The sequence below is a fragment of the Halobacillus sp. BAB-2008 genome (genome assembly GCF_000328325.1).
GTDB lineage: Bacteria > Bacillota > Bacilli > Bacillales > Halobacillaceae > Halobacillus.
Genome location: NZ_ANPF01000021.1, coordinates 34,205 through 49,120, shown reverse-complemented (window position 1 = coordinate 49,120; position 14,916 = coordinate 34,205). Strand labels below are relative to the sequence as shown.

Genomic DNA, 14,916 nt, shown 5'->3' with positions numbered 1-14,916 from the left:
TTGTAAGCAAGCATGACCATTTTACTGAATAAGTGTATGACGTTCCACCACATCTGGTTTACATTTTGTTAAATAAACATTTCAAAAAATAAGTCCTTTGTACCCAATCCACTCCATTATCATCCATGTGAAGAAAGGAATGCACAGCCTGGCATCGCCATTTCCATCCTTGAACACGACTTAACAGTTGGTTTATCTGTGGAAGAACTGGGTTATATCTTAAGTGTATCTATATCGGACATAACAAAAAAACGACTCATAGAAAGGAGGAATCACTTTATGAGAGCGATACTCTTGAATTGCAGTTTGGAAAAAGGCAGCAAAGAAACCGACACGGAGCAGCTCCTTGATGCAGCGGCACGGATTTTCCAAAAAGAAAAAATTGACGTTGAACGGATTCATCTTCGAGATTTCCACATCGAATTCGGAATTACCCAAAAGCTGGATCAGGAAGAAGACTGGCCGTTCATATTCGAGAAGATCTTAGAAGCAGATATCATCCTGCTTGGGACACCGATTACAATGGGGGACAAGAGCAGCCTTGCCTCCCTCGTGCTTGAAAGACTCCAAGGCTACCATCAAATGACGAACCAGAAAGGCCAGGGGGTCTTCTACAATAAGGTAGGTGGAGCGATTATTGCCGACGGTGGCTACGGAGGATCCCAGGCCGCTGCTCAATCCATCCAGTACTATCTGTCGATGCTAGGTTTCACCCTGCCTCCCCACTCCAGTGCCGTCTGCCAAAAGCACGATCACAGCAAAGACCAAATCGACAAAATGACTTATAACCTCATACACTTCGCCGAAATACTAACCTTCCATCCGATTCCCGTTACAGGGAACCGGATCAGAAAACAGGTAACGGCGGAATAATTCCACGGAAAAAAGGAACAGCCGGTTTCTCCTGCTGTTTCTTTTTTCATGGACTTTCCCCTTTTTCCAAATAGTATTCAATGGGAACGGCCAGGCCGACGCGTCCTTCATCCGGATCATCAAGCGTCGCAAACACGACACCGATGACTTTCCCCTCCTGATTCAAAACCGGGCTACCCGAATTACCTCTGTAGACGGGAGCATCCATCATCCAAACCGGGACTTCCCAATTGGAGAGCTGTGTGTACCCGATCAATACTCCTTCATTCGCTATATTAGTGAAGCTGAGGGGATTGCCGATGAAGGATACCTTCTCATTCGTCCTGCCGGCACCTTCCTCCGCCAGTTCCAAATAAGGAAGCCCGGAGCCTTCGATTCTGAGCAGGGCCAAATCGATGTCCGGGTACCTTTTCACTACTTCCGCTTCAAATAACCCTTCCTCGGTGAATGCAACCGCGATCCGCTTTTCCCCTTCGATTACGTGATGATTGGTAAGAATTAGACCTTTTTCTGATACAGCAAAACCAGTACCTCGACTCTCTCCCGCTTCCACGACGACAACCGCTTTCTTTCGGGCGGCAGTATCTTCGTCTGTGGACAATTTCGCTGAGGTGACTAAGAAATCAAGGGCCGGGATCGAGAAAGTATTGGGAAGAACGGCGATGATGTTAATGACCATCACCCCTGCTACCAGCCAGAAAATCCATTTTGGAAACGGACGTTTAGACTGATGGCTTTCTTTTTCCATTCTCGCCTTCTCCCATGCCTTCCGCTTTTCCTCTTGAACCAGCTCGTACAACTCATCCTCATCTATCTCTTCATATAAATCTTCATCTATAATATCTATTTCATCTTTGTCATGCTCTTTCATGAGACGTCCTCCCATGTGCAGCAGTCAAGGCATTCCTTCCTATCATGGAATGCAAGTATCATTGTACCATGAATTACGTAAAAGACGTGCTCATTTATGCAGCTCTCGAAAATTCGACAAGAATTCAGGATTTTTTGTATTACCCGGGAAATATGCCTTATCGCATACTCTTCCCGACCAGGATGACAACAGCTAAGAAAAACACGATCAAGGAGACAAATACGATGGACAGCAGTCTCGATACATTCGCTCTCTTCACTTCACTCCAGCGCACCGGCCGGATACCGCTTATAGAAAAAATGAGGACAGCAGCAAGCAGAATGGACATAATATTAACCGCTACTAATAAGAAAGCTCCGTACGCAGCTTGAAAGGCTCCATCACCAAGAGACATCCCCATTGCGACGGAAGGTGGCAGCAGTGCAACAGCGACCATAACACCGACAAGGTTACCGGACAGGCGATTCAGAAACGCGAGTGCTCCTGCCGCTCCGGAAGCTACCCCTAGAAAAATGTCCAGGATTTCCACCTTTGTCCGCTCCAGATACTGAGCATTATGCATTCCCATATCGGTAAAATATCCGAAAGCCACCGATATGACCAATACAATTGCCACCCCGTACAAGGAGGTCAAACCGGAGATAAGAAGACGCTTATAATCTCCCAGGATCGAACTGAAAGCTACAGCTATGACAGGACCAATCATTGGAGCAATCACCATCGCTCCGATGACCACCGCTTCACTGTCTTTCAAAAACCCAACCGTTGCGACAATGGCTGACAATATGATTAACAAAGTATAATTCAATGTGATTTTACTGCTCTTTTCCACACTATCCATCAGCTCCTGCCGGCTTGCTCGAAGGAGAAGACGTTTCTCCTCCTCCTTCGTCCCCTCATTCTCCCGATCCGCGTCCTCTTCAACTGTTTCCCTGGATATGTAGGTCTGTACGGGAAAAAGCATCGTTTCGAACCCATCAATAACATTGGAAATACTCTCCAAATAATTCAGGATGGACTCGACTTCATTCGTGTCCGTCAGCATCCGAATCAGCTTTCTTTCTTCAGGCTCATCGGAAACCCAATAGGAACGGTGTGTATATTCTTTTAATTTCTGATCAACTTTTTGGAAGTGACGATCAGGAATATAGGCTTCAATCAGTTGCAGACTCATGAGAAATCACTCTCCGATTTTGCATTAATTTCTCATAATGTCCCCCTTATTCCACATACTAATTCCAACTAAGAATAAGAGGCGGGTGAGTAAGAATTGGAGAAACTTCTGTTAAGCACTGAAGAATATAAGGAGACTATGAAGAAGAAATTCAATAATAGTACGGACCTTATCCAGAAGGTCTTCCATATTAAAGGGCAGGCAATTGTCGTCCAGTTCATTTCTTACCTTGTCGACAGAGAAAGACTCGAACGTGAAATCTTAAATGCCCTTACTGCCTCCCCTAAACGCTGGACAAACGATGCCTTGATGAATAAGATACCGATCGCTGCATCGGAATGCGTATGTTCTGTAGATCAAATTACCCAAAAAGTGTTGCACGGAAGTATATCCGTTTATATCGAAGGGGAAAAAGAAGCCGTAATTTTTGCGTTACCAAAACTGGACGATCGAGGATTGAACCGTGCTGAAACCGAGTCTCTCGTGTTCGGACCTCAAGTCTCTTTTACAGAATCATTAAACACCAATTTGAATGTCGTACGTTGGCGGCTGGACACGGACGATCTCGTTATGGAAAAGCTGATCGTTGGAGAAAGAATTCCTTCCGAGGTCCGCATTGTCTACTTAAAGTCGATGGCGGATAAGGAAAATGTAGCTACCTTCCGGGAAAGAATTAAGAACCTGCAAGTAGATCAGATTGAAGATTCCAGCGTACTGGGGCAGCTGATTGAGGACTCCTCCACCAGCGTCTTTCCTCAATTAATATTTACCGAATTACCGGACCGTTTCTGTAATTCGATCGTAAAAGGAAGAGTCGGGGTGATGGTGGATAAAAGCCCGACGATGCTGATCGGGCCTATGTCTTTGTTCAGCTTCTTCGAATCGACCGAGGATCTGTATATGAGGTGGAACATGGGATCGTTCATTCGGATGCTGCGTTTTATTGCCATGGCCATATCCATCATCTTGACACCAATGTACGTTGCGGCCCTCACTTATCATTATGAGATCATTCCGAGTACTCTGCTCGTATCGTTAGGCCAATCGAGAGCTACGGTTCCATTCCCGCCCGTACTGGAAGCACTACTACTCGAAATTCTCATTGAATTGTTAAGAGAGGCGGGAGCTCGACTGCCGACGAAGGTCGGACAAACCATGGGTATTGTGGGCGGTATTGTCCTTGGCCAGGCTGCCGTCCAGGCAGGGTTCACCAGTAATATCCTTATTATTATCATTGCATTAAGTGCCCTTGCTTCTTTCACCGCACCAAGCTATTTAATGGGGACGGCTGTAAGGATCATACGGTTCCCCATGATCATACTGGCTGGAATGTGGGGTCTCGTTGGAATCGTATTCGCCTTATCCTTCCTTATCATCCATCTCTTAAAACAAAAGTCTCTCGGCCGCCCTTACCTTGCTCCAATCTATCCCTTTCAGTGGAGAGACTTTAATGATTCCTTATTCCGGGTACCTTTCCAGAAGAACAGCCGGCGCCCGGTAAGTACCATGCCGCAGGATCCAACGAGATACAACAGCAGTAAAGCCGAAGAGCATAAAGATGTGAAGTCTCCATGAATATTAATATTCGATTAAATCCAGATAAAGCTGTCCATGCCTTCTACGTCTTTTTCATCATCCATACCTGTCAAATCGGTGCAGGGTTAATGGGTGTTCCAAGAATCTTATTTTTGGAGGCAGGAGTGGATGCCTGGGTTTCGGTACTGGTTACCGGTGCTTATATGCATGTGCTTGTCCTCCTGATGCTGACCATTCTTCGAAATTATGAGAACACGGACTTGATCGGTGTCCAAGTCGATTTGTTCGGACCCTGGATCGGCAAAGGCCTCGGTGTCCTGTATATCCTGTATATATTTTTGTTACTGTTGACAGTCATGAAGAATTACATTGAAGTGGTTCAGGTATTTATTTTCCCGCAAATCCCTATATGGCTAATGAGTGCTTTCATGCTGATTCTGATGGTTTACAGCATCCTGGGAGGATTCCGAGTTGTCGTAGGTACCAGCTTTCTCTTCTTTTTCTTAACCATCTGGCTGGTGCTTCCCGTCTATAAACCAGTGACGTTTATGGACTGGAAGCACCTCACCCCTATTTTCATGAGCTCCCCAATGGAGATTCTCGCCGGGGCGAAACAAGTTGCTTATTCTGTATTAGGGCTGGAAATCTTATTTTTCATCTATCCTTACATCCAGAACAAGAAAAAAATTGCAGTGGCAGCTCATGCCGGTGTATTCTTTACGACGATCCTCATTCTGCTGGTGACGGTCGTCTCCATCGGCTACTTCAGCCCGGATGAATTGAAGGAGACCGTCTGGGCGACACTTTCGTTGTTTAAAATCATTAGTTTTTCCATCATAGAGCGCTTCGATTTTCTCGCAGTAGCCTTATGGATGATGGTCATCATTCCGAACGTTGTCCTTTTCGGATGGATCATCATCCACTCTTTGAAGCGGCTGTTCAGCTTCCCCAAGAAGCCGAGCCTCTATATAACAGCATTGATGCTATTCTTCTCCTCTATACTTATCGAAGAAAGAATAGGTATCAACTACCTTACCTCCATCACAGGAGAAGTAGGTTTCTGGGTTGTATTTATCTATCCATGGATTCTATATGTCGGATTACTTCTTAAGAAATTGTTCAGGAAGGGGAAGTCCAATGAAAAAATGGGTCATTCTTAGCATCTCCCTTCTTTTGTTATGCGGATGCATTCCTAAAAGCTATATTGAACAGCTAGGTATTATTACGGCCGTGGGATACGACTTACTTGATGACCAGCGGCTCCGAGGAACAATGGTTATGTATGAATTTGATCCGACGGCTACCGGCACTTCCCAAGTAGTTTCTGCAGAAGCGGAAACATCAAAGGGTTTGCGCGCGGCAACCGATCACATGACAAGTCATAAACTCGTTTCGGGGCAGGTCCGTTTAGAATTGTTCCAAGATAAGCTGGCAGCCAACGGCATGATGAAGTATATGGATACGTTGCAACGGGACGCGAAAATATCCGATATGGGATATTTGGCAGTCAGTACGGTTCCGACAAGCCAACTGCTCCAATCCAACAATTCGGAGGATAAACCTAATACAGGAACGTATATCCAACGCTTAATTGAAAAAAGCATAAAAGATGAAACTATTCCTAATGCTTTAATGACGTTCTTCATGAGGGAATATTACGATGACGGCATCGATCCGGTTCTTCCCGTTTTATCCATGAACCAAAGCAAAGCGATTATTCAGGGGGTCGCTTTGTTCCAGGACGACCGCTTTGTTTCTATATTAAATGAAAAAGATGTCTTTTATTTAATGTTGATGAAGAACGAATTTGAGTTTGGGGAGTTTCAAATAGAGCTGCCGTCCGATTCACTGAATGATCACTTAAAGGAAACGGGAACGATTTCTACAACAAGCGGGAAACTTTTGTTATCCCTTCATGAGTTGGACACCGATAAAAAAGTAAAAGTGACAAAGGGCGATCCCACCCGCTATACGATGGAGATCGATATGAAAGCACGTCTCCTGGAAATCACAAAAGACATCGATTTAAAAGAAGAGAAAGCGATCGAAGCAATCGAAAAAGAATTGGAACAGGCAATAACAAAACGCTTAAAAGAAACGATGGAGATTTTTAAAGAACTGCAAGTCGATCCTGTAGGCTTTGGAGCAGAATATAATTCCAAAAACCGGACGAACCGTGTGAAGAAAGAAAACTGGAAAGATCAAATTCAAGATTTAAACGTTGAATTTAAGGTTAACTTCCGTTTGGTCCGATACGGAATATCCGAATAATAAAGACCGCTGCCATATGGCAGCGGTCTTCATACTTCACGCTATTTTCGTTTATCATCCGCCAGTTTAGGCAGAGGCATCTCAAAGACGAAATAGGATAAAACACGCAGCAGGATCGGGTACAATGCCAATACACCAAGCAGGTCTCCAATCCCACCAAGTAAGTCCGTTAACAACATAAGTCCAGAAAGAACAGCCATTAAAAGAACGGTAATCAGCCCGACTCGACCATTGATTGGTGTCCACGTTCCTGCGATAGTTTTTGTATCCTGCTCCATTTTTTCAAAACAGCGGTAATGATAAGGGCGGATGCGAAACCAGTTTGACGCCGTTACCAGTTCATCCCTATCCCTGATTTCTTTATAGCAGTAGCGACACATGTTTGTTTTCACGAAAGATCTACTCCTGAAATAGATATTTTTCATCAGCAAACATTCATTGCCACTATCATTATACCGCAAAACATCCATAACTCTAAGCATTAACATTATACCTCGTCCGCTCTGTTCCAAATCATCAAGCGTCGGAAACCACTGCTTTACATCACCGGCCAGGTGATAAGATCTCCAATCAAATCCTCCTCCATGATCCGATATACGAACAATCAATCGCGTATTCAAAAAGCGCAGGTTTAAATAAATAGGATAATGGCTTTTTTTATCATGGCCGTATGTCCACGCATTCCAAACCGCTTCGCTGATGGAAGCATCCACCAGAAGTTGGTCGTGTCCGTAGAACTTCGCTAGATAGGGATAATACCTTCGACGGACGGACTTCAACTCTCTCGGATGTCTTATTTTCGCTTCTATTGATGTCTTCATAATTCAACCTCTCCTCCGCTGAGTCGATGATTGTAAATTAGACCTGAATGATTGGTTCATTCATCTATTCCCTTATCCCCGGGATTTCAAAAGGGGGATTACGGTTATTTTACAAATATCGGAAGACTCAGCAACAGGAGTGAATCATTGGAAAGTGAATATGTCTGACAATCGTGCCTGAACAAATGTCTCCTTCACAGAATTACGGACACCTCTGATGATCAAGTGCCCACCCTTCTCCTGCAAACGTTTATACCCCGTTACCAGAATACCAAGGCCGGCACTGTCCACCACCAGCGTATCTGACATATCTACCGTAAGATAGGTTTCTCCTTTTTCTATCCTATCCAGCATAGCACTGCGAAAGTCAACGATATCTCGAATATCGTCCTTAACAGGGAAACGGATGGCAGCTCCTCGATTAAGAGGCTTGATTGTTCCGTTCATTTCGACGCCCCCTTTCTGTTTCAAATAATGGTGAAACGGTTGCTTCCGTATGTTTGGACGTTTCAAAAACTCTCAATTCATCCGTCAATTCTGTTGCCATCCGGCTCATATGGTCGGATGTTCCGACGATATTGGCTATGGAAGTATTAATTTCCTTCGTACGAAGGTCCATTTCCCTGGAGGAGATGGCAGTTTCGTCGAGAAAATGACCAAGGCTTTTGATTAAGGAGAGAATATCGGCACTCGTTGCCACTTTTTCTCCTGTCACTATTTTAATCTCTTTCAACTCTGCTTCCGACCGCTGGAAGGATTCTTCGATCTGCCGGAGGGAGTCGTCCGCTTGTCCAGCAAATTTCACTCCGTCTTCAATGAGCGCTACGCTTCGCTCCATTTCTTTCGATGCATCAGCGGTCGTATCGGTCACCTGTTTAACAACATCAGCGATTTCTGCAGCTTCCTTCGTGGACTCTTCCGCAAGCTTCCTCACTTCATCGGCAACAACAGCAAATCCTCTACCGGAGTCTCCAGCCCTTGCCGCTTCAATCGCCGCATTCAATGCAAGCAGATTCGTCTGTTCAGCAATGTTTGAAATCGTATCTACCATTCGGTTAATCTTGCTGGAGAAATGATGAAGGTTCTCAATCTCTACTTTCGTTCTGGCATTTTGATTCTTGATCCCATGCATCGTCTCAAGGACAGTTTGTACGGCGCTCTTCCCCTCCTCCGCAGCTTCCACAGTAGCTTCTGACGATTCTCTTGCCAACTCTGCCCGTTGTTTTGCAATTTGGATCAGGGAGGAAAGCTCCAAAAGACTACGCGATACCTCTCTTACTGTCACCTCCCCCTTTTCCGCTAGTTTTTGCAGCATCTCCCCCTGTACCATCACCCGCTTGGACTGTTCCTCTACTTCATCTGCGGATGCTGCATTCTCTTCTGATGTTGCTGCTACCGATTCGCTGGACTCTTTAAACGTCTGCACGACATTACGAAGCGTAGCGTTTAATCGATTAAAGGTTGCAGCCAGCCTGCCAAACTCATCCTTCGTCCTTATATCCATATCCTTTGATAAATCGATGGTCGACCCGTTCATGGATTTCATATGGGCCTCCAGTTCCTTCATCGGCTTCGAGATAACCTTCCGTATACCGTAATACACAAAAGCCACCATAATAAACAGGTTGATGAGAATAGTAAAATAGGTTTGAATAAATGCGACGGCCGTTGGACCGAGAGCTTCTGCAAGCTCTGACTGCAGCAAAAAACGCTGGACATACGAAATCGGCGTCCCCATAAGCAGACTGAATACGGTTGCTGCAACGACAACCAGCATAAGCTTCTTCGCTATACTCCATTGGGTGAATGCCGAACTACTTTTCTCATTCATATGATCAACTCCTCCTAAGACTTATGACTCATTCCCATTATAATAATAAACAAATACCCTATCTCCCTGCAGGTAAACCAATTTTTTAACAATTCATAAAATTAAAAAATAACCCTTCACACCTTTTGGTGCAAAGGGTTATCGGTTATGATTAAACGATAACTTATGATTCATGGATATAGTTTGGTTCTGGATAAGAGGTATCCCTCTATAATTTATCTTCTCTGTTGTTCCTTAATTCTTGTCATCACTTTTTCTTTTGCTTCCTCACTTTGATAACTCTCCATAGCTGAGAGGATCGCTCGTTCTTCCTTCATCAATTTCTGCAGTTCTGCAAGAAAACGCTCGCTCGTCAATTCTTCCTCTTCCAGTTTTAACGCATAGCCCTGTTTTACGAAGGAGTCGGCATTTAAAATTTGGTCCCCTCTGCTCGCTGCTCTGGATAACGGAATGAGGAGCATCGGTTTCTTTAAAGCCAGAAACTCGAAGATGGCATTGGAACCTGCGCGGGAAACGACATAATCCGAAGCGGCGAATAGGTGCTTCAATTCATCTTGCACATACTCGAACTGGGCATATCCCTGTCTATGGATAGTGGAATCTTCGTTTCCTTTTCCGCAGATATGGATAATTTGTACGTCCTTCAGCAAGTCGTCTAAGTTTTCACGGATGGCATCATTGATCCGCTTCGATCCCATACTGCCTCCCATGACCATAACGACCGGCTTCTGTTTATGGAATCCACACATCGATAACCCCTTCAAACGGTCACCGGTGAACAATTCTTCGCGCACGACGGCTCCAATGAACTCGCTTTTCCCTTCCGGCAGATGCTGCATCGTTTCCGGAAAAGTCGCAAGGATTTTCTTCGCAAACGGGAACGACAGCTTGTTGGCAAGTCCTGGAGTATAGTCCGATTCGTGAATAACCGTCGGGACATTTTTAATTTTTCCCGCCATGACAACGGGAACAGAAACGAATCCACCTTTGGAAAAGATGACATCCGGCTTCCGCTTCGAAAGAATCCGGAGGGACTGCATCAATCCTTTCAATACTTTAAACGGATCCTTAAAATTTTCCTTCGACATATACCTGCGCAGTTTACCGGTGGATATTCCATGATACGTTACGCCCTCCAACGGCTCGATCAGCTGACGCTCAATTCCTTCATAAGATCCAATATAGTCTACATCATATCCTTGTTTTTGGAATTCCGGAATGAGGGCCAGGTTCACAATCACGTGCCCTGCTGTTCCACCACCGGTAAATAAAATCCTTTTATTACGGTTCATATTTCGTTCAACGTCCTTTCTGAGGTACTCAAAAGGTAGGCTGTTCAGCCCCGATATGCTATAATCCTCATGTTTCCTCTAAAAGAATTGTAACAGAAAAGAAGGGGTCCTATGTATGAAACAAAGACTTTAAAAGAAAAAATGAAATTGTTCTTCACGATTCTGGTACCCATCCTGATCACTCAAATCGGTTTGTATGCCATGAACTTCTTCGACACGATCATGGCAGGGAAAGCAGGTCCTGACCAACTGGCCGGAGTTGCGATCGGGTCAAGCATATGGGTGCCTGTCTTCACTGGTTTGAACGGAATTCTGATGGCTGTGTCCCCCATCGTTGCCCAGTTGAAAGGCGCTGGAAAATCAGGGGAAATCACCCATTCTGTCAAGCAGGGGATTTACCTTGCCATCGCCCTTGCCGTCACGGTTGCCTGTGTCGGATTCTTCCTGCTCGATCCTGTTCTTTCTCTCATGGATATCGAGCCAGAAGTGAATCGTGTCGCTAAATATTATTTGATTGCTCTCAGTGCCGGCATCATTCCTTTATTCATTTTTAACTTATTGCGTTCCTTTGTAGACGCGCTCGGAATCACGAAGATATCCATGCTGGTCATTCTGTTGACGCTTCCGACAAATGTTTTCTTCAATTACCTCTTCATTTTCGGTAAGTTCGGTGCTCCGAAGCTCGGAGGTGTCGGGGCAGGAGTAGCAAGTGCCATAACCTACTGGGTTTCTCTCGGTGTAATCGTTATGCTTATACATAAGCTTCCGTCTATAAAAAAGTACGGGATATTCAGAAATCCTGTCCTCCCGGTTATGAAAGAATGGGCTGCTCAACTGAAAATCGGCATTCCCATCGGTTTTTCCATCTTTTTTGAAACGAGCATTTTCGCAGCTGTCACCCTGTTTATGACGGCCTATGATACGAACACAATTGCGGCGCACCAAGCAGCGATCAACTTTGCTTCCTTCCTTTATATGATTCCATTGAGCATCGCCTTTACCTTGACGATTGCGGTGGGATTTGAAATAGGAGGAGGGCGGCACCAGGCAGCACGCGCGTATTCCTATCTGGGGATTACGTTTGCCGTTATGATGAGTATCGTCGCTGGTGTCATCTTGTTCACTTTTGATGATACGGTGGCTCGTCTGTACAGCTCTGATGAGAAAGTGATCGAACTGACGAAGAATTTCATCTTCTTTGCTATTTTCTTTCAGTTATCCGATGGTTTCGGGGCACCTCTTCAAGGTATTCTGCGCGGGTACAAAGACGTGAACATAACGCTCATCATGGCATTCATCTCTTACTGGGGCATTGGTCTCCCGAGCGGTTATCTACTGGCGAACTACACAAGCTTCGGTCCCTACGGATATTGGATCAGCCTGACCCTTGGGTTGACAGCCGGTGCTGTTACCCTGCTTCTGCGCATGCTGCATATACAGCGCAGAGAAAGAAAAACCGCTCTTTCTACATAAGAAAGACAAAAAAAGCCGGCTCAGGATATGATCCTCAGTCGGCTTTTTTCTATTAAATGAACAATCCGGCAATCGTCGCAGACAACATAGAAGCAAGTGTGGCACCGATCAACAGTTTCATACCGAAACCGGAAACGCGCGCACCCTTCTCTGCATCAATTCCCTGTACCGTACCTGCAATGATACCGATAGAGGAGAAGTTGGCAAAGCTTGTCAAGAACACAGTGACGATACCAATCGTCTTCTCAGACACAGCGTCAAGCATACCTTGGAATTGAAGCATAGCGACAAATTCGTTCGTCACGATTTTCGTCCCCATGATCGCTCCTGCATCGACTACTTCACTCATCGGGATACCCATAAGGATACCCAGCGGCGAAATGATGTATCCAAGCAGTTCCTGAAGGGTAAATCCATTGAAGACAGCTCCAAATACCGCGTTCACAAGCTCCAGGGAGGCGATGAAGGCGATCAGCATAGCTGCAACAATCAAGGCAATCTTACCACCATCAAGGGCACCGTTACCCATCGCTTCGAAGAAGCTCTTGGCATTTGATACGTCTTTCACGTCTACCTTGTCCTCTTCTTTAGGAACCTTGACCGGTGCAATCATCGAGGAGACGATCAATGCACTGAACATGTTAAGCGGCAGTGCCACAAGGATATATTGTGGAGGAAGCATCCCGAGATATGCTCCGACGATGGATGCGGAAACAGATCCCATCGCTGATGCACTGACAATGTACAGACGGTTATCATTCAAATTATGGAACTGAGACTTGATGGCAATCAACGCTTCCGATTGGCCGAAGAAGATACTGTTGACAGCGTTAAATGATTCTACTTTCGGAAGACCTGTAATTTTGGAAAGACCCCAACCGAGATACTTAATGATGAATGGCAAAATCTTCAAATATGTTAACACAGACAAAATAGTAGCGAAGAATATGATGATCAACAGGACATTGAAGAAGAACACGCCGCCCTCTCCGATTTCAAAACCGCCGAGGACGAAAGCGACCCCTTCGGATCCGTAACCGATCAGCTTGTTGAAGCCGGTAGAGATCCCGTCAATGATGATCCTCCCGATTTCCGTATTAAACATAAACCACGTGATGATCAACTGAACGGCGATCATAATCACGATGCCCTTATAATTAATGTTCTTACGATCATTGGACATTAAAAAGCGATCCCGAGAATGACCGCAACAGCAAGAATACCTAAAAGAATATCCACAATAAATCCTCCCCTGATGTTGTTGTTTTGACCCTTATGAAAATGCTTACACAAAGTAATTCTATTATGGATTTTATCAGGTTGTCAGACGTCATGCAAGGTTTATTCGCAAGAAAAAAATATGGAAACGCTGACAAGTGTCTAGTCACATCTTAATATGTCTAAATTCGCAGATGTCATACTTGCATTTGTATAATAAAGGAATAAAGTCCTCCCATTTTCTACAAATAAAATACCCCCGCCGATGGTCAGTCGACGGGGGCTATACCTTAGGGGAGGTATAGTGATGTATGAATGAATGGCAGGGGTCCGTCATTTGGCACTGGATGAGAGCCCCTCCCGGTCCATTACTTCCTCTATGATTCCCTATACAGACGAGCGAGCTTGCTTAAAGGTTTCACTTTTTGCACATTTCTAATTGATGATCCCGTGTTGGACAACCTTCACGTTGATATGGGGTTCTATTGTTATCTTCGGGTACTCTTCTTCCCAGTTCAGTTTCTTCCAATCTTTATTATGATAAGCTCTTACACGCCTTCCAATACCCAGGACGTCGCTGTTAGCCTCTTGAATGGTGGAAATAATGTCTTTCGATTTCTCTGTCAACACTTTTTCAAGCTCCTTCTCAACCATTCCGATTTTGCCTTTGACGTAAAGATGATCGGAAGGGTATTCCACAATCTTCACCGATAAGTTCAGATTGATTTTCACCTTCACTTCCCCGTCTACTACGTCTATTTTCATCTTCCGGTCATTCTTCAAGACGTGAACGGTGACATAATTAAGCAGATCATCATCTTCCCCGTCGGATATCTTTTCCGTAAGCCTTGCCACATTTCCCATTTTCCCTTCGAGAAGCATGTAAAGGACCGTCAAAGAAGAGTCGATTTTCTTTCCAGTGTAATGTTTTCCGTGAAAGAGTCCCATCCCGGTAATGATCAACAGCTGCCTGTTTTCATCTACCGCCATCGTCGGCACAGAGAAATCAACGCCCGGTTCCAGAATTTCAGCGTTCAGCATCTGTAGATTTTCCCCGGTTGTATGGGTGGCGGCAACTCCAGCTTCGATAATCCCGCTTAAATAGTTGCTGATCCTCATTTCATTTTCATTCTTCACATTCAGAATTCCTTCGGCAGTTGTACCATCTGCAATGACTAAAGCGGCATTCAAATTACTGTTCGGGTTACGGTAAAGTTCATCCAAAACGGGATACATATTCTCTTTCGCCAGCTCTTCTCCGAGCACGATGACGCGCAGCTTGGAGGGATCGAACGATTCCGATATCATCTGGTCAATTTTATCCCTTCCATCCCTGGGCGTATGAGCATCGGTGGAGATGATCTGCACCTTTTCTGCCCCCGGTCCATCCAACCCTCTTTCCACAGTCGGAATGGAAACGGTCTGGCGGATTTCCTGCTCCTCCCCTTTATCCAATCCCATGGAAAGGACCAGCTTCATATTCTTAAACTGACGTTCATCCCAACAGCCTGTCAGCAGAAGCAGACATGCGAGTGCTATGATGCATCGTTTCATAC

General features: G+C 45.0%; 12 protein-coding genes and 1 pseudogene. 5 read left to right on the top strand and 8 right to left on the bottom strand.

The window, feature by feature from the left end; genetic code table 11:
- Nucleotides 1-279: 279 nt before the first annotated feature.
- On the top strand, nt 280-873 hold the full coding sequence (locus D479_RS05685; RefSeq protein WP_008634615.1) for an NAD(P)H-dependent oxidoreductase: 594 nt from the start codon (nt 280-282) through the stop codon (nt 871-873).
- 46 nt (nt 874-919) lie between these two features.
- Here the strand turns inward: D479_RS05685 and D479_RS05680 are convergent, their stop codons facing one another.
- Together D479_RS05680 and D479_RS05675 are read right to left on the bottom strand one after the other, a co-directional pair.
- Entirely contained in the window at nt 920-1,744 is an 825-nt protein-coding gene (locus tag D479_RS05680; RefSeq protein WP_008634614.1) for a serine protease, read from the bottom strand.
- Nucleotides 1,745-1,901: 157 nt separating this feature from the next.
- Complete coding sequence (locus tag D479_RS05675; RefSeq protein ID WP_008634611.1) at nt 1,902-2,918, bottom strand: TIGR00341 family protein; 1,017 nt, start codon at nt 2,916-2,918, stop codon at nt 1,902-1,904.
- 138 nt (nt 2,919-3,056) lie between these two features.
- Here D479_RS05675 and D479_RS05670 point away from each other — a divergent pair, with 138 nt between their 5' ends.
- The 3 genes from D479_RS05670 to D479_RS05660 are packed head-to-tail and all read left to right on the top strand — an operon-like array spanning nt 3,057 to nt 6,725.
- Complete coding sequence (locus tag D479_RS05670) at nt 3,057-4,493, top strand: spore germination protein (RefSeq protein WP_152413327.1); 1,437 nt, start codon at nt 3,057-3,059, stop codon at nt 4,491-4,493.
- On the top strand, nt 4,490-5,614 hold the full coding sequence (locus D479_RS05665) for a GerAB/ArcD/ProY family transporter (RefSeq protein ID WP_008634607.1): 1,125 nt from the start codon (nt 4,490-4,492) through the stop codon (nt 5,612-5,614). The genes D479_RS05670 and D479_RS05665 overlap by 4 nt, the downstream gene beginning before the upstream one ends.
- A complete protein-coding gene (locus D479_RS05660) occupies nt 5,592-6,725 on the top strand; it encodes a Ger(x)C family spore germination protein (RefSeq protein WP_008634604.1) in 1,134 nt (377 codons plus the stop codon). Before D479_RS05665 ends, D479_RS05660 begins: the two co-directional genes overlap by 23 nt.
- 41 nt (nt 6,726-6,766) lie before the next feature.
- Here the strand turns inward: D479_RS05660 and D479_RS05655 are convergent, their stop codons facing one another.
- From D479_RS05655 to D479_RS05635, 4 genes are all read right to left on the bottom strand, one after another.
- A complete protein-coding gene (locus D479_RS05655) occupies nt 6,767-7,546 on the bottom strand; it encodes an ATP-binding protein (RefSeq protein ID WP_008634602.1) in 780 nt (259 codons plus the stop codon).
- A 144-nt stretch (nt 7,547-7,690) separates the two neighbouring features.
- Nucleotides 7,691-7,993 carry an STAS domain-containing protein gene (locus D479_RS19820; RefSeq protein ID WP_008634600.1) on the bottom strand — a complete coding sequence of 101 codons (303 nt, stop codon included), beginning with the start codon at nt 7,991-7,993 and terminating at the stop codon, nt 7,691-7,693.
- Nucleotides 7,968-9,377, bottom strand: a complete 1,410-nt coding sequence (locus D479_RS19815; protein WP_008634597.1) for a methyl-accepting chemotaxis protein — start codon at nt 9,375-9,377, stop codon at nt 7,968-7,970. Before D479_RS19815 ends, D479_RS19820 begins: the two co-directional genes overlap by 26 nt.
- Before the next feature lie 215 nt (nt 9,378-9,592).
- The gene (locus tag D479_RS05635; RefSeq protein ID WP_008634595.1) at nt 9,593-10,669 is read right to left on the bottom strand and encodes an undecaprenyldiphospho-muramoylpentapeptide beta-N-acetylglucosaminyltransferase; all 1,077 of its coding nucleotides are present in this window, start codon (nt 10,667-10,669) and stop codon (nt 9,593-9,595) included.
- 111 nt (nt 10,670-10,780) lie between these two features.
- On the opposite strand from D479_RS05635, the gene D479_RS05630 reads away from it, so the two are divergent.
- Complete coding sequence (locus D479_RS05630; RefSeq protein ID WP_008634593.1) at nt 10,781-12,142, top strand: MATE family efflux transporter; 1,362 nt, start codon at nt 10,781-10,783, stop codon at nt 12,140-12,142.
- A gap of 52 nt (nt 12,143-12,194) precedes the next feature.
- On the opposite strand, the pseudogene D479_RS05625 reads toward D479_RS05630, so the two are convergent.
- Nucleotides 12,195-13,381, bottom strand: a pseudogene (locus D479_RS05625) (nucleoside transporter C-terminal domain-containing protein).
- 414 nt (nt 13,382-13,795) lie between these two features.
- Nucleotides 13,796-14,914 carry a Ger(x)C family spore germination protein gene (locus D479_RS05620; RefSeq protein ID WP_008634590.1) on the bottom strand — a complete coding sequence of 373 codons (1,119 nt, stop codon included), beginning with the start codon at nt 14,912-14,914 and terminating at the stop codon, nt 13,796-13,798.
- Nucleotides 14,915-14,916: the final 2 nt, after the last annotated feature.

Excerpts from the sequence above, each read along its gene's own strand:
- D479_RS05630 (WP_008634593.1), top strand. The coding sequence starts at position 10,781 with ATGTATGAAACAAAGACTTTAAAAGAAAAAATGAAATTGTTCTTCACG.
- D479_RS19815 (WP_008634597.1), bottom strand. The coding sequence starts at position 9,377 with ATGAATGAGAAAAGTAGTTCGGCATTCACCCAATGGAGTATAGCGAAG.
- D479_RS05680 (WP_008634614.1), bottom strand. The coding sequence starts at position 1,744 with ATGAAAGAGCATGACAAAGATGAAATAGATATTATAGATGAAGATTTA.
- D479_RS19820 (WP_008634600.1), bottom strand. The coding sequence starts at position 7,993 with ATGAACGGAACAATCAAGCCTCTTAATCGAGGAGCTGCCATCCGTTTC.
- D479_RS05660 (WP_008634604.1), top strand. The coding sequence starts at position 5,592 with ATGAAAAAATGGGTCATTCTTAGCATCTCCCTTCTTTTGTTATGCGGA.
- D479_RS05620 (WP_008634590.1), bottom strand. The coding sequence starts at position 14,914 with ATGAAACGATGCATCATAGCACTCGCATGTCTGCTTCTGCTGACAGGC.
- D479_RS05685 (WP_008634615.1), top strand. The coding sequence starts at position 280 with ATGAGAGCGATACTCTTGAATTGCAGTTTGGAAAAAGGCAGCAAAGAA.
- D479_RS05665 (WP_008634607.1), top strand. The coding sequence starts at position 4,490 with ATGAATATTAATATTCGATTAAATCCAGATAAAGCTGTCCATGCCTTC.
- D479_RS05635 (WP_008634595.1), bottom strand. The coding sequence starts at position 10,669 with ATGAACCGTAATAAAAGGATTTTATTTACCGGTGGTGGAACAGCAGGG.
- D479_RS05670 (WP_152413327.1), top strand. The coding sequence starts at position 3,057 with ATGAAGAAGAAATTCAATAATAGTACGGACCTTATCCAGAAGGTCTTC.
- D479_RS05675 (WP_008634611.1), bottom strand. The coding sequence starts at position 2,918 with ATGAGTCTGCAACTGATTGAAGCCTATATTCCTGATCGTCACTTCCAA.
- D479_RS05655 (WP_008634602.1), bottom strand. The coding sequence starts at position 7,546 with ATGAAGACATCAATAGAAGCGAAAATAAGACATCCGAGAGAGTTGAAG.